At 41.7% G+C, this 15,099-nt stretch carries 13 protein-coding genes; 7 read left to right on the top strand and 6 right to left on the bottom strand.

The genetic code is table 11. The annotated features are described in order from the left end of the window. Window positions 1-126: 126 nt before the first annotated feature. Both GSQ19_RS09590 and GSQ19_RS09585 read left to right on the top strand, forming a co-directional pair. Complete coding sequence (locus GSQ19_RS09590; protein WP_011317723.1) at window positions 127-330, top strand: chlorophyll a-b binding domain-containing protein; 204 nt, start codon at window positions 127-129, stop codon at window positions 328-330. 44 nt (window positions 331-374) lie between these two features. After that, on the top strand, window positions 375-578 hold the full coding sequence (locus GSQ19_RS09585; protein ID WP_011317722.1) for a chlorophyll a-b binding domain-containing protein: 204 nt from the start codon (window positions 375-377) through the stop codon (window positions 576-578). Window positions 579-762: 184 nt separating this feature from the next. On the opposite strand, the gene GSQ19_RS09580 is transcribed toward GSQ19_RS09585, so the two are convergent. Beyond that, entirely contained in the window at window positions 763-2,280 is a 1,518-nt protein-coding gene (locus GSQ19_RS09580) for an FAD-dependent oxidoreductase (RefSeq protein ID WP_011317721.1), read from the bottom strand. A 301-nt stretch (window positions 2,281-2,581) separates the two neighbouring features. Between GSQ19_RS09580 and GSQ19_RS09575 the strand changes: the two genes are divergently transcribed. Beyond that, the gene (locus tag GSQ19_RS09575; protein ID WP_011317720.1) at window positions 2,582-3,073 is read left to right on the top strand and encodes a hypothetical protein; all 492 of its coding nucleotides are present in this window, start codon (window positions 2,582-2,584) and stop codon (window positions 3,071-3,073) included. Window positions 3,074-3,252: 179 nt separating this feature from the next. Here GSQ19_RS09575 and GSQ19_RS09570 read toward each other — a convergent pair whose 3' ends face one another. The 3 genes from GSQ19_RS09570 to GSQ19_RS09560 all read right to left on the bottom strand — a co-directional run bounded on the left by GSQ19_RS09570 (window position 3,253) and on the right by GSQ19_RS09560 (window position 6,025). Beyond that, a complete protein-coding gene (locus tag GSQ19_RS09570) occupies window positions 3,253-4,197 on the bottom strand; it encodes a class I SAM-dependent methyltransferase (protein WP_011317719.1) in 945 nt (314 codons plus the stop codon). A 254-nt stretch (window positions 4,198-4,451) separates the two neighbouring features. Further along, window positions 4,452-5,105 carry a pentapeptide repeat-containing protein gene (locus GSQ19_RS09565; protein ID WP_011317718.1) on the bottom strand — a complete coding sequence of 218 codons (654 nt, stop codon included), beginning with the start codon at window positions 5,103-5,105 and terminating at the stop codon, window positions 4,452-4,454. Between the two features lie 425 nt (window positions 5,106-5,530). Next, the gene (locus GSQ19_RS09560) at window positions 5,531-6,025 is read right to left on the bottom strand and encodes a hypothetical protein (protein WP_011317717.1); all 495 of its coding nucleotides are present in this window, start codon (window positions 6,023-6,025) and stop codon (window positions 5,531-5,533) included. A gap of 1,064 nt (window positions 6,026-7,089) precedes the next feature. Here GSQ19_RS09560 and aroF point away from each other — a divergent pair. Beyond that, window positions 7,090-7,962, top strand: a complete 873-nt coding sequence (gene aroF, locus GSQ19_RS09555) for a 3-deoxy-7-phosphoheptulonate synthase (RefSeq protein ID WP_011317715.1) — start codon at window positions 7,090-7,092, stop codon at window positions 7,960-7,962. A 79-nt stretch (window positions 7,963-8,041) separates the two neighbouring features. Here aroF and GSQ19_RS09550 read toward each other — a convergent pair whose 3' ends face one another. Then, window positions 8,042-8,452, bottom strand: a complete 411-nt coding sequence (locus tag GSQ19_RS09550) for a DoxX family protein (RefSeq protein ID WP_011317714.1) — start codon at window positions 8,450-8,452, stop codon at window positions 8,042-8,044. A gap of 48 nt (window positions 8,453-8,500) precedes the next feature. On the opposite strand from GSQ19_RS09550, the gene GSQ19_RS09545 reads away from it, so the two are divergent. Together GSQ19_RS09545 and GSQ19_RS09540 are read left to right on the top strand one after the other, a co-directional pair. Further along, entirely contained in the window at window positions 8,501-9,283 is a 783-nt protein-coding gene (locus tag GSQ19_RS09545) for an ABC transporter permease (RefSeq protein WP_011317713.1), read from the top strand. Between the two features lie 118 nt (window positions 9,284-9,401). Further along, window positions 9,402-9,698: a hypothetical protein gene (locus tag GSQ19_RS09540; RefSeq protein ID WP_011317712.1), complete on the top strand. Its 297-nt coding sequence runs from the start codon at window positions 9,402-9,404 to the stop codon at window positions 9,696-9,698. A 211-nt stretch (window positions 9,699-9,909) separates the two neighbouring features. On the opposite strand, the gene GSQ19_RS09535 is transcribed toward GSQ19_RS09540, so the two are convergent. Next, complete coding sequence (locus GSQ19_RS09535; protein ID WP_011317711.1) at window positions 9,910-13,017, bottom strand: DUF4912 domain-containing protein; 3,108 nt, start codon at window positions 13,015-13,017, stop codon at window positions 9,910-9,912. 354 nt (window positions 13,018-13,371) lie between these two features. Here GSQ19_RS09535 and mutL point away from each other — a divergent pair, with 354 nt between their 5' ends. Further along, the gene (mutL, locus tag GSQ19_RS09530; RefSeq protein ID WP_011317710.1) at window positions 13,372-15,063 is read left to right on the top strand and encodes a DNA mismatch repair endonuclease MutL; all 1,692 of its coding nucleotides are present in this window, start codon (window positions 13,372-13,374) and stop codon (window positions 15,061-15,063) included. The last annotated feature ends 36 nt before the right edge of the window (window positions 15,064-15,099 follow it).

Here is a 15,099-nt window from a genome sequence, read left to right as displayed (position 1 = left end):
CAGCATTGAAATGTATTCAGCAATAGTCCCCTGGAAGTGGCTATACTTTGTACCCACCGACAGAAAGCATCTTATTGATGAATAGCTAAAGTAAAGTTAAGTAACGCAATTATTCAGGATAAAAAAATGGAAACTCGCTCTACTACTGACTTACCAAAAGTTGCCCCAGAATACAACGGTGTAGACCGCAACGCTTTTCTATTTGGCTGGACTCCCCAATCGGAAATATGGAACGGACGTTTGGCAATGATTGGATTTCTAGCTTATTTGCTGTGGGATTTAGCAGGCTACAGCGTCCTGCGTGATGTATTACACCTCATCGGTTACTAAAAAATTTCGTAGTCGAACATCAACTTTATCTAGGAGGAACAACGATGCAAACTCGTCCATCCACTGATTTACCACCTGTTGCACCCGCATATAACGGTGTAGACCGTAATGCTTTTCTATTCGGCTGGACACCACAAGCCGAAATATGGAACGGTCGCTTAGCAATGATTGGGTTTCTCGCTTATCTATTGTGGGATTTAGCAGGCTATAGCGTCCTACGCGATGTATTACACCTCATCAGATATTAATCTTACGCAACTGGCATATTTTTCCTGTAGGGTGTGTGACGCAGCGAGAAAACTTGAACCTAGTTATGAAACTTATAGCGTCACGCACCAACTACCAATTGCGACACTTGCGTCAGTCCTGATTAAAATCACAGCATCAATACCCGATTTGTTAGCGAGGTCGGGTATTTTTCTGCATGAATTATTACAACAACTCCTCCAGTATTTCATCAAAATTACGCTGATAAACTTGTTGAGAGTAACTTTGCCAGTGTTCTTCTGAAGCATAAGGAGAACGTTTTAATGTCGCCTGTTGCACATAAGCCATTAATGGGCGACGAAGCGATTCATATTTCTCAAATGCGGTATCTATAGCTTGTTGATTATGCCAATAATTACCTTGGGCAATTTTAGCAATTAGTGTGGCTAATATTAACGCATCTTCCAATCCTTGATTAGCACCTTGAGCCATAAATGGGGGCATTCCATGTGCTGCATCACCAACTAATACAACTCGCCCAGCACTCCATTTGGGTTGAATTTGAGAAGATATATTTATACTATTATCTGAATCTAAATTAGTGACGCGATGCACATAATATGGACGCTGTTTTATATTATCTGATGGAGATAAAAGAACTAATTGTCTTAGGGAATCGGGAAATCCCGCTTGTTTAAATACCTGAATAACTAATTCTTGTAAAGAATTATTAGGTGGATTTTGCAAATACTCCAAAGCTACAGGCAAATGTACGACATATCCAAACTGATTAGCTCTGCGGAATAACAATATTCTGATATCTGGTGTATCATCTGCCGCATTTTTAGATACTTCACCATCAAAGATGGTCACAATTGTTGAGCCTTGTAAAAACTTATCTTCTAGTTCTATTTCTAATTCCTTGGGGATATCATCAAGACCTTGACAAAATATAGCAGCAAACCCAGAGTATTCAGGTTTGGAGAAATCTTGATTAGGACTATCTTGATAAAGAACTTTACGGATTGTCGAGTTAATTCCATCTGCGGCTACTATTAGTTTAGCTCGGAAAGATTTTGCCACCGATTGTTGAACATTATTCTCCGAATTTTCCAAATTTGTGTCATTCCAATGAGCATAGGGATTGGCTTCTAGTGTAGTATCAGATAAACAATCCAACCGCACATATTCACTCTCTGGCTCATCTACAATATTGATGCAACGGTGATTAGCTTTAACTTGATCTTGGGTCAGTAAGTTTCTTAAAGCTGTTTGCAAATCGTACCAAGATATTGTTAATCTACCTTCACCATAATCTTGAACCCATTGATCAAAATCGAGGGGAATGGAGTAAACTATCTGTCCTTTTAAATTTCTGCAATGCCACTTTTGTGCAGTATCAGGTGCTGTTTTATTTTGAGATTTAGGCTGAGACTTCGCAAAAGTAATACTGGCTGTTTTCACTGCTTCATAAGCATTATTATCCAAACATCTGAGAGCTTTTAATCCATTGGGAAGAAGATCCAAAACTTGACCAACTTGACGAAAAGTACGGGTTTGATCTAATACAATAATGTTTTCGATACCCCGCTTATATAAACCGATAGCTGTGGCCAAGCCAATAGGCCCAGCACCCACAACAATAACATCGTATATATGTGAATCTACATCAGTAGGAAATGGAGATTGTTGTAATACAGATTGTTCTTTCGTTGTTTCGTGTGTTGATTGATTTTCTGGCATACTTATACAGATAAAGATTTAATAAGCTATTCTGCTTTAAAGCTGCATAATCCATCGTGAGGGCTGTTGATACTTCGACTACGCTAGTTATGCAATTTAGGCACGCATTAGCTTAGAAAGCGAGTAATCATAAATATAATAAACTACTGCCGATTTTATTAATTAAATATTAGCTAATGTTTTAAATATCTTTTTATACTCGCAAATAATATATAAGTGCTTATTATCTAGTTACTTAATAAGCTGAGGAACTTCTGATCAATTGACTCCATCATCATAGATAATTTGAGGAGTTATATTCATGTTGAAATTGTCAAGCAATATTGTATTGAATTTAACAATTATAGGATTGTTTTCCAGTTATATAGCAATATTTACAACCCCTGTGATTGCGGGTGAAGCAATAATTGATAGAAATTGTCGCTATCATCGGAGAACGCCACAAAATATTCAAAAAATTCCTCTACAAAGCCGCGCAACTATATACTTCACATCGGGTTTCAATGCTAATAAACAAAAATATTTTTTACAAGTGCTAAAACTTCCCAATTCTACAGGTATTTTTTGTTTGTTTAATACTAACTCTCAAAAAACCAAGAAAATAACCGAAACCCAAATGATTCAAAATAAACAGATTGAAAAAGTGGAAAAACTTTCTGACCAGGCTGCAACTTATATTGTTACTGTAAAAGGTAACAAAGACGAAAATATATTTCGAGCTTTCTATAAATTAAACCTTAGCAATCCCTATCGCCCAAAGATAACACCAATTATCAAAATATATAAAAGCTAACCACAGAGAAAGCCATCTGTAGTGGTATGGCAATTTTTAGATAGATAAGGACATCTTTTAGTAATAAAATTTTGATACTAAAAGCCTCTCAAGCCTATTTCTTGTCCTCTGTGTCCCTACAGATGGCTTTATTTATAGTAGATAGAGCTACTGTAAGCTCAACCTAGTCGTTTTCCATTTCATTTTAGCGATCGCCTGATTAGCATCTGCGGTAGCCAGAAAAGATAAGCATATGCTTGTTTGACGTGACTGTAAAGCGAGAATAACTGGGCTTTACTTAATAATGTATAGGGTTGGAGTGTTTTGAGAATTTCTCCTAACCTATCTTTTCCTACAGTTTGACTGACACCACTAACAACATAATCTTGTAAGTGCGGCGGTAATTGCCAGTCAATATTAGCATCTGGTTGATGTATTACAGGTTCAACATTACCTCGCCATGCAACTCCCATAATTTGCATGGTTTGATACACCATTGTGTTCCAACCTTTCTCTTTCAAATAATCTAACCCTTGCCCTACATCAGGAGAAGCCAAATCATGAAATAAAATTAAAGCATCTGGTTCTGCAAGTTGTTCACAAATAATTGCATCATTAAGTGGGGCTGGTGCTTCGTGATGACCATCTATAAAAATCAACGACCATTTACGTTGAAATTGATTTGCTATCTCTTCTACTTTTTGGGGGCTGTATCCTGGTATGAGATTTACTGATTCCTTCACCCCTGCTAACTTCAGTGATTCTGTCACGCTTTCATTAAACAATTGTTCAGCGAGCATAGGATCAATGACATCTAGCTCCACTCCTCCTAGAGCTAAATGACAAGCTGACCAACCCATCCAACAACCTATTTCTAAAGCTTTTTTCCCCTGAAATTTTAAAGCTGTATTGTATAAAATGTGAGCCTCATCTCTGCTAACAAATCCCACCTCTTGACGGCGCTGATCAACATAAAAGTTATGGGCAATATTGCGCCGGAGATAAAACCACAAAGAATCATATCTGTTGCCCAAAATCATATTAGGAAAACATGAATCTGGTTGGATAGTAGAAAATCCAGACGAAACATAATCTCCTGGTGGAAATGACTCATTTTTAACTACTTTTACTGTGTTTTTGTTCATAAATTATTGTCTGAGTATTGGGTAAGCCACAATTTAGCCACAATATTTGGTAATAGGTAACGGGTGATTGTTAAATGTTGTCCCTATCACCAATTACCTATTACCAATTACCTATTACCGAAAACTCCACCCACAGGGGGATGGAGTCTTTCGTATCAATCCCCGTTAGGAATTGAAATAGATTTTAACTACATAACTGATTGATCAATGGGAAATTTAGCTTAAAGCAAGAATTCCCAACTCAGCACAGATCATTAACGATGAATAAGTCCATCAGGCATAATCGCACCACTTAAGTTTGCGCCTATCAACTTTACCAGCAAGCGATCGCCTGAACGAATCCGCGCGCCTGTGAGGTCTGCACCCCGCAAGTCAGCGCCACTCAGATCAGCACCAATTAAGTTCGCAGAGCGCAAATTCGCTTCTCTTAAGTCAGCTAAGAGTAAATTAGCTCTAAACAAGTTGGCCTCTGACAAATCCGCGCCTCTGAGAATCACTTTGTGCATAAAAGTGTCACTGAGATTAGCACCACTCAGGTTCGCATAGCTGAGGTTTCTGCCAGATAAATCTTTGTTACTCAAATTTGCTCGACTAAAATCTTTGCCACTCAAGTCTGAGTTTTGTTTTTGTGGCTGATGGGTTTCTTGATAGGATTTTGGGGGTTCCGGTGGGCGATGGTGATAAACATGATGAGCCTTACCATTGCCATTTAACGAGCGTAATTTTTCACGAGCCTCGTTAATGGCTTTGAGTTTATCTTGTGCTTTTTGTTGTAGGCGGACATTATCTTTGGGTAGGCGATCGGGATGCCACACAAACACCAAATCTTTATAAGCTTGGTTAACTTCCTCAAGGGTAGCCCCTACTTCCAATTCCAATACCCTATAATACCGCTCCAGCTCGCTCATAAGATGTTTTAGTGGCGAATCAACTTAATTATGAGAGATATAAGCCCTCCATATTTACCAATAGGGACTGGGCAGTTCCATAGTCACTTTTACATAGTAGGACTTACGCAAACAGGTTATCTGTTGAGACCGGGTGTAAGGGTTCAAGGGTACGGGGGTGTAAGGGTTTCAAGCATTTATACCCTTATACCCCTACACCCTTGTCCAAACCCTTGATCTTTGGTTTTCATGGGTAAGTCCTACATAGTTTAGATGCTACGGTAAAACATTAGTACTCAGACATTATATAAGCCTATCGCAGCAAACTCAGTCTATCAATAACTTTTTTCCCTGCTAGGCCAGAGATAGGAATTCAGAAATCAGCAATGAGTATGGAAATCCAAATTTACTTGTTGCTCTATTCTAGATTCTGAAGGCTTCAGCAATTATCTTTCGGCTTGCCTATTTCTCCACCTAGTGATAGCTCGAAAATATGCGGCTACGGGAATTTGATAAACTTCTATAAAAATCCAAATAATAATTGATAAATGCGACAAGAAAGTTAATATTGTCCAAATATAAGGCAGCCAGGTGAGAGGATCATGGGCTGTCGGTGGGAAATAATAAGCGACAATGCCAATTAAAGTTGTAGGCAGTAAGACAAAGATGGTGGCGGCTAACCCATAACCCCAACCTAATTCTACACCTTCTAACTGAGCTTCCGCCCAATTAAAGCCATTCCAGCGCCAAACAAGAGGAGGTTGACGAGAAGGCATCTTAATTTGCTGCTGTTCTATATTTACAGTAAAAATCTCGTGGCAGAAATCACAACCCATCGCCTCCATCAATGGTATGTGAGAAATTTTCCCTACTCGACAAACCGGACAGGGATAAACATCATGAGTATCGAAAGGTTTGGTAAAGAGTTTAGACCTGGACATAATCAAACTGTCTTGAAAATAGGAATTAGGGACTAGTGAGCTAACAGAGTATTCGGAGTTTCCTTCATTTTGGCGTTAGCTTTCTCGTTGGGGATTGAGAACAGGAAAGACTGGGATAACAAAATTTAAAATGAATACAGCGTAAGTATTTACTTGATGAAAAATGGGTTTTTATAAAAGCGGCGGGAAACTCCATCCCTTTGTGGAAGGAGAGGGATAACCGCACCACCGCTTTGGTAATAGTTAATAGGTAATAGGTAATAGTCCAATTACCCATTACCCATGACCTACTACCAAATTCCTCATCCCCTTGTGGGTGAGAAATTTTATTTACGCCATACTGTAATAGGGTGTACTGCATTTAATACATAAATCCGATAATTTTGTGTAAAAATACCTCTATAGGCTCATGTTATAGTTTGATTTACTGATAGTTATACTCATCGATTACTCATTACCTAAACAATAAGATTGATCTAAATTGAGAGCAGTCTATTAATAATAAGCATCCTGCTATATATCTACCAGGAAAAGGTTTTTCGTCTCAGATTTGTACTGAGTTTATCGTTTTTCAAGAAGTTTTGCTGGTCTTGACGCTACCAAATTCTTCTGTTATCTTTGTGCTAAGGTAACGTAATACATATAATTCTCGCTTACTATCGTGCATACAATCAGCAGCAGTAATTATTTTTATTTTTGGCGTAAGGCGGTTCACAGGGTGTGAATTAAGTTTCCCAATGGAAACCGCCCAGTGAACCGCAGAGCTAACTCTGCGGTTTTTGTTTTTTCAGGAGTAAAATTTCATCGTCATGACCTATTTTATTAGCTGGTTTTATAGCTTTTACTGTTGGCCCAGAGCAAGTTCCGGGTAAATAGCGTCATGCCGATAAATCATACGCGCCCGGAACCCAAAGGTTCTGGGCTTTTTTGTTTGCAACAGTTCAGGGAGTCATCAGTTCAAAATTCAAAATTCAAAATTCAAAATTCAAAATTGATAATAACTCCCCAGTCCCCAATCCCTAATCCCTAATCCCCAATCCCCAAGCCTTTAGGAGAATCCAACCATGATTAACGCTAAACTCGTTTCCCAGTCTCACCCTAATCACCAGACAATTGTTCAAATCTCAGAAACAGTTGCTTTCGGTGGGAAGGAATTAGTCATTATCGGTGGCCCTTGTACAGTGGAAAGCTTACAGCAAATGGAGACTGTCGCCCAACGCTTAGAAGGCTCTTCTGTGCAGGCGTTGCGGGGTGGTGTTTACAAACCGCGTACATCACCCTACGCTTTCCAAGGTATGGGAGAGGCTGGATTAGATGTTTTAGCTCAGGTGCGATCGCATTACAATATGCCCGTTGTGACTGAAGTGATGTCAATTGCTCAAATTGAGGCGATCGCCACCCATGTTGATATGTTGCAGGTGGGTAGCCGCAATATGCAGAACTTCGATTTGCTCAAAGCCTTAGGACAAGCGGGCAAACCAATACTTCTCAAGCGTGGTTTAGCCGCGACAATAGAAGAATTTGTGATGGCGGCTGAATATGTTGTCAGTCATGGTAATCCTGATGTGGTGCTGTGTGAACGAGGTATCCGTAGCTTCGATAATTACACCCGCAACGTTTTAGATTTAGCAGCAGTAGTAGCACTCAAGCAAATTACTCATTTACCTGTGATTGTCGATCCTTCCCATGCTGTGGGTAAACGGGAACTAGTTGCACCTTTAGCTAAGGCGGCTGTGGCTTGTGGTGCAGATGGTTTAATTATTGAGTGTCATCCAGAACCAGAAAAATCTGTTTCTGATGCCCGTCAGGCTTTATCTCTAGAAGATATGGTGAGTTTGGTTGATAGTTTAAAGCCTGTAGCTTTAGCTGTGGGACGGACTATATCAGAAACAAAAGGGGTGGGTTTCAAGCCTACCCCTATTTGTTGTGTGGCTTAAATTTTTCCTGGGAGTGGGGAGCGATTATTCATTTTGAATTGATTCCTCCCCTGTTTCTTCTCCCTCATCCCATCTGGTTTTATTCCTCTGGCTGTGAGGCATAAGAAGAGCGATCGCTTGCTTCTAAACTAAGAGTGCCAGAGCCATAGGCGAGGATGAGTAATAGTCCACCAATAATGGACAAATTCTTGAAGAAATTATTGAATTGACCAGGATCAGCGAAGGGATTATGAAACACGATGGTAGCAGGAATGAGGAAAATGATGAGTAAAATTGCACCAATTTCTGCCTTATAACCAAGAATAATAGACAACCCGCCTAATATCTGAAATGCAATAGTAAAAACTAGTAGTACCCCTACGATAGGTAGTCCGGCTTTAGCCATAAATTCACTAGTCTGGGCAAAGTTAAAGACTTTGTTCACACCAGTGTAAATAAAAATCACAGCCAGAAAAGAACGAGCAATCAAAGGAAGGTATGTTTTTAACATGGTAGATAGCTCCAGATTCAGGTAGTTAAATTGGGTTACGGGTGCAAAATGCAAAGATACTTGAAAGTACTAAAACTATTTTGGAGTGCAGCGATCGCTGCTGAGATAGAATATCGTATAAACTTCTTTATCGCTACCCTCAGTAGTATAGGAAATTTAGCAGGCAGCCTGTTTGGACTATTCTTGTTTTACCGCAATGGCTATACTTTTAGTGGCTGGTCATGGGAAGCAGCTTTAGTAGTGTTGGGAATTTTTACTTTACTGCAAGGCTTTTCTGCTACTTTTCTCGCTCCCAATCTCAACCGTATTGTTCGCCATGTCCAAGAAGGGACTTTAGATTTTGTTCTGCTCAAACCTATACGTAGTCAGTTTTGGCTTTCCACCCACACCATATCCCCTTGGGGAGTACCAGATTTAATTTTTGGTGGAGTGATTATTGGCTATGCCGGTAAACGCCTTGGCTTGGGAATTACTAACTATCTACCAAGCATTATCCCCTTGTTTTGTGGCTTGATAATTCTTTACAGTCTTTGGTTTATACTAGGTGCAACTAGCATTTGGTTTATAAAAATATATAATGCTACTGAGGTGTTACGGGGGTTGTTAGAGGCGGGTCGATATCCGATGGTGGCTTATCCTGCGGCTTATCGCTTTTTCTTTACTTTTATCGTTCCAGTAACATTTTTAACCACAGTGCCAGCCGAAGTCATATTAGGTAGAGTAGAAATTCCTTGGTTAATAGGTGCATTAGTCTTGGCTACGGTGCTTTTTTGGGCTTCCAGCAAGTTTTGGAGTTTTGCTTTGCGATTTTATACCAGCGCTTCGAGTTAGTGAGCGCTAATTTTTGGCTGGTAGATTACGATATTTTCACACAATGTTCAAGATTATTACTGAACTAAAAATATACATAAATGAATGAAAGTAGAGGGAGTAATTTTTTTGTGCATTTATGAAACTGAACCAAATACTCAAACTAGCTATAATTCCATTCCTGACAGTATTTAGCGTTTTAGGGACATCAAGTCTAGCCCTAGCTGACTACCTCAGCAGTCAGGGAACAGGAGGTAAGTATCGTTACGAATTATGGTCTAGTAATGATAACAAAAGTTACTATCTAAAAATCTGGTTACGGGACTCAAGTTATGACAGTAGCCCCTACACCACAACTAGAGCATTTACCTCTACAAGAGATGCTTTAATTCATTTTGATTGCAATTATGCTGAGAAAAATTTACCAGAATGTTAGGGACTTCCAGATAAAAAAAGAGGAAGTAGGGTGCGTCAGTATGAATAATTTCTGAGTAAAGCTAGGTTCTATCGCACTGACGCACCCTACCAAACCATCAATTTTGGATAATTTATTTTTTGGTGTTCCCTAGTAGTAGGTAATGGGTAATTGAGCAGAAGTTTCAATTACCCATTACCGATTACCAATCCCAGATAACTCCATCGCTGTTTTAGCTGTCTGAAGTTTCTTGAACAAACTTCTTACGGATGGTTTTTCTTTGTTCTCCACTAGTGACGGTGATCAGATAATCTAGCAAGTCTTCAGAGAAGGGGACACGCAGGTGAAAAGTGCCGTCAGATTTGAGGGTGACTGGTTTACCGGCAATATTGACTGTTGCACCTGGATCTGTGGCTCCGTGGATAATTAACTCAGTATCTGCTAAGAACCAAAAATCTCCTTGAGGACTACTAAAGACACGAACAGTATGGGAACTGGCGATAGTTACCCATTCACCCTCTGGGGTAGAGTAACCCACTTCTGTCATGTAGTCACGATCGCTCTGGGGAATTGACACATAGCGATCGCGGGTGATTTCATCAAATTCATATTGCTGCACCAATTGGGGGCGCTGGTAACTCAGGTCAATATTGGTGGCATCATAAAGCCGTAGTGCTAGCTGGGAAATCCCTGCATCCTTGAGTAATTGCTGATGAGTTGCGGAAATGTCCCAACTTACATAAGCCCATTTGGAAGTCCGGTGCTGGAAGACAACACTGCTGGCTTCGTCTATTGCTGGTAAATTTGGGGACAGAGAGTCTATATGTAGACGATCAAAGATGCGGACGCTAGGAGAACGGGCAATAGTAGTCCAGTGTTCACCACTGCTTAGATAGCCAATTTCAATTATATAATCGCGATCGCTTGCCGGAATGGGTACATAGCGATCGCTTGTTCCTGGTTCACATTCATACTGCTGCGCCTGGTGGGGATTTTGGTAACTCAGATCAACACCAGTAATGTCATAAAGTCGCAATGCCAATTCTGAAGAACCTTGAGCTTGAAACTTCTGCTGATCACTAGGTGAAATATACCAAGAAACGTAAGCCCATTCAGGGTTACGGGGTCTGAGGACAATATTACTGTCTTCTTCCCCATCTTCTAACTCGTCAGTTGTGGCTACTTCAGGAGTGTTGGGTGATGCTGGCACTGTGGATGTGTCACTTTCCTCTACATCATGTTTACCAACCCAGGTTTGTACCCCTACACCTGCTAAGACTGCACCACCGGCTAAAGCCCCTAAACTGGATGGAGTGAGATAATCTGGATCTTCTAGTGTGCCACCTTCATGAATTTCGGCTGCATCGGCTACCAAATTGAGGGCATCTTCGGGAATATCGGCAAACTTTGGCAGTGTGGTTGTTACTTCTTGTGTTGTCTGTTGTTCAGGTAATTCAGCCGAGGCGATCGCTGTTGTAGTTTTCTCAACTTGTCCATCAACAGATGAGATATTTGTCTGTTCTGTAATTGGGGCTATCCAGTTGTTAGCGACTTCGCTATTTTCTTCTGGTTCATCGGCAAAAATCGCCTCAAAGTCTGGCAATTCTGGCAGTGAATCCACTATCTCCGATGTATCTTCGCTGACTGGATAGGTTGTTAATTCGGGTTCTTGGTGATCTTCTGGCTCCCTATGAGTCTGATCTGCTAAATTCTCTGGTGGCTGGGGTTGTTCCTCTGTGATTGGGTGATGATTATCCCCATTTGATGAGATTTCGGGGATTTCTGGGGCGATATCTGTTGTTTGGGTTTCTGCATGAGTGGGGGCTTTCCCGACTTCGATCATTTGGGGATAGGAAGTATTAACCACAGATGCGGGTGCTTCCATATCCCAAGGTGATTGCTCCAATTCAGGCGGGATTTTTACTTGATAATTACTTGTGTAATTGGTGTTTTTCGGCTCTTGATCAGCTACAGCCGTGGTAGTTGTGGTGGGGGATGCTACTGCATTTGTTCCTGGGACTGCGGTTACAGTATTGCCATCACTTAGGTTGGGATGTAGCCCATTGCGGCTTTCTCCTAATGGTTCAGTGGCAGGTGTTTCCGTATCACCAGCAATGGATTCTGTAGTGCTTTCTAATACTTTAGTCGCAGATGAACGTTTGACAAACCACAACAATAGTCCAGCTATAGCCCCTACTGGCAACAATAACCACCATAACAAGGAGCGATCCAATCTAGGTGTTTCTGGGGTAGATACGATCGCAGGCTGATTCACATTAGTGCTGGTACTGGCAGTATCAGGAAAAGTGTTAGCTGTGGGTGGGCTTTCCAGAATGGGAGAGGAATTGATTGCTGGTGTGGTTTCTGCTGTGGGGGAAGCACTGGCTGCTGGAGCCAGAGAATTGGCGGTTGTGAAGGATGCTTGTTGGGCTGCATCTTTGGCGATCGCTTCTGCTTCAGCTACTCTTGCCGTTTCTATTGCCTTTTGTCCTGGTGACGCTAAAGCAAAACCGAGAAAAGAGGCGATCGCTGGACTAGGATTCTTTTTATAAACGTAAACTAAAGGCTGAGAAAAAGGATATTTAGGATCATCTGGTGGGGTGTCGTGTAATTTAAGTACCCGCACACCAGGCAATTTAGAGATTTGATTGGCTCTGGCGTAGCTGATCCCGTCCTTACCTAGCTGTTTGATAATTTCGGCGGTGTTGTCTTCTGTTACCTGAGTTGCCGTCGAGCCTGTAGCAAATTTAGCAGCCTTGAAAACTGGATAGTTATTTAATGCTTCGCGGGTATCGCTGGTGCTAGGGCGATCAATCACCCGAATCTTGGCTGATGGCGCTCCCAGTTGTGACCAATTAGTAATGCGTCCGCGAAAAATTCTGGCAAATTGGCGATCGGTCAAGCTGCCCTTAAAGGGATTTTCTTCCCCAACAATAATGGCTATCTTTTCCCGATGTAACCTTACCTGTTCCAAACCTTGGGCTTTTTCTTCCGGGGTCAAACCACGACCAATAGCCGCCACATCAATATTTCCAGCTAATACAGATTTGAGTGCAGCTTCTGTACCATTAGTAGCTACATCTACTCTTGTACCAGTGAACTGTTGCTCAAAACCCTGTTTCAAGCTTTGATTCACCGCTATCAAGGTACTGGAGCCATCAATCCGCACTGTCGTTCCGTTTTCCACAGTTTGCGGTAGCGCAAAATTGGGGGTGTCTGTCTCCGACTGTGCCAGCATCGGGGCTGACAATAATAAATTTGCTGCGATGGGGGTGGTTGTTAAGGCAAACAATAATGCCAGATTCACTATGCCACTATCTTGTTTATTCTTTTGCCACATAATGCTCCTATTCAGGTACAGGGAACAGAAAACGAATAAGTTTTAAATTTATCTTGTTATACAGGAATAAACTGGCTAATTATACATCTGGTGTCAATACTTATTCCCACATTGTTAATTTACTTAGTATGATTGAATACTTTAATTTTAATTAATCTGCAAAATTTAGCAAAAACTGGTCAAAAAGAGCAAAAGGGGCAGCTTTGCTGGGAGATGACGAGAAAGTTTCCCCCTGCTCCCGTTCGCGTAGCGTCCCGTAGGGAAGTTCGCCCGGAGGGAAACCCTCCTTGCGACTTCTCTTCCTGCTTCATGCCTCTTGTTGACTGCTGTACCAAAAGTTATAAACTATAGTTTATGGCATCTACTATTCAAGCTTTACCTCAAGAAGTCGTGTACCTCATTACAGCAGGGGAGGTCATCGACTCATTTGCTGCTGTAGTGCGGGAATTGGTAGAAAATTCCTTGGATGCAGGTGCAAACAGAATTGTAGTTTATTTATGGCCGCAGCAATGGCGTGTTCGTGTGGCAGATAATGGTTGCGGGATGAACTTAGATGATTTGCAACAAGCCGCTTCAGCCCACAGCACCAGTAAAATTCGTTCTAGTGCAGATTTGTGGAAAATTCATAGTTTGGGATTTCGGGGTGAAGCACTACATAGTTTAACGACACTAGCAGATGTAGAAATTATCAGTCGCGCCCCCGAAAATGTGGGCTGGCGAGTGGTTTATGGTGATAATGGGGAAGCAACTCAAGTTGAAGCGACAGCGATCGCTCCTGGTACAGTAGTCACAGTCTCGAATTTATTCGCCAGTTGTGCGGCTCGTCGTCAAGGCTTACCCACAACAGCACAGCAAATGAAAGCTGTGCAAGCCACAATTCAACAAATCGCCCTTTGTCATCCCCAAACCACCTGGCAAGTTTGGCAAAATGACCGGATTTGGTTCACCATCTCCCCCGCCGCCACAGCCGGACAACTCATACCCCAATTCCTCCCCCAACTACGCCCCGGTGATTTACAAGAAATTAAGCTAGAGATACCCAACCCAGAAAACCCACAACTCAGCACCAACAACAAGGCAAACGCCACAACACTTTCCCTAGTTGTAGGATTGCCAGACCGTTGTCACCGCCATCGTCCAGATTGGGTGCGGGTAGCAATTAACGGACGGATGATTAAGTCGCCAGAATTAGAACAAACAATTTTGGCAGCATTCCACAGAACATTACCACGCGATCGCTACCCCCTTTGTTTTCTCCATCTTCTGATTTCCCCCGACCAAATCAACTGGAACCGCAACCCAGCCAAAACAGAAATTTACCTCCACGATTTGAGTTATTGGCAAGAACAAGTAACTCAAGCCATTAACCAAACACTACGGATTAGTGCTGCCAATATAAAAGAATCTGTCCAGACAACGCGAGTGAGTCAACTACTCAAAGCCGCCGAGGAAAAAGGGAACTATAACTTTAATCCTCAAAACGCCAATCCAGCAGACAACACTCAGCACTACTTAAAAGCAGTAGCCCAAGTCAGTAACACTTATATAGTCGCAGAACATTCTGGGGGAATGTGGCTAGTAGAACAGCACATTGCCCATGAGCGAGTTTTATACGAACAATTGTGTGATAACTGGCGACTTATTCCCGTTGAACCACCAATTATTCTTTATCAGCTATCCCCAGCCCAAGTTGCTCAACTGCAACGCATCGGTTTAGATATTGACATCTTTGGCGAACAACTTTGGGCAGTGCGTAACCTGCCAGCAATGTTACAACAACGTGAAGACTGTGCCGAAGCAATTTTAGAACTCAGTTGGGGAGGTGACTTACAAACAGCCCAAGTAGCCGTCGCCTGTCGCAGTGCTATTCGCAACGGTACTCCCATGAGTCTACCAGAAATGCAGAAGTTACTAGACGATTGGCAACGTACTCGCAACCCCCGCACCTGTCCCCACGGTCGGCCGATTTATTTGTCCTTAGATGAGTCTTCCTTATCTCGGTTTTTCCGTCGTCATTGGGTGATTGGCAAAAGTCACGGTATATAGAGGTTTGCAATTGAGTCAAATACAGACCTAACCCCC

It is taken from the genome of Trichormus variabilis 0441, from assembly GCF_009856605.1.
In the GTDB taxonomy this organism is placed as follows: domain Bacteria; phylum Cyanobacteriota; class Cyanobacteriia; order Cyanobacteriales; family Nostocaceae; genus Trichormus; species Trichormus variabilis.
The sequence above is the reverse complement of the archived record's forward strand: the minus strand, read 5'-3'. Positions and strand labels throughout refer to the sequence as shown.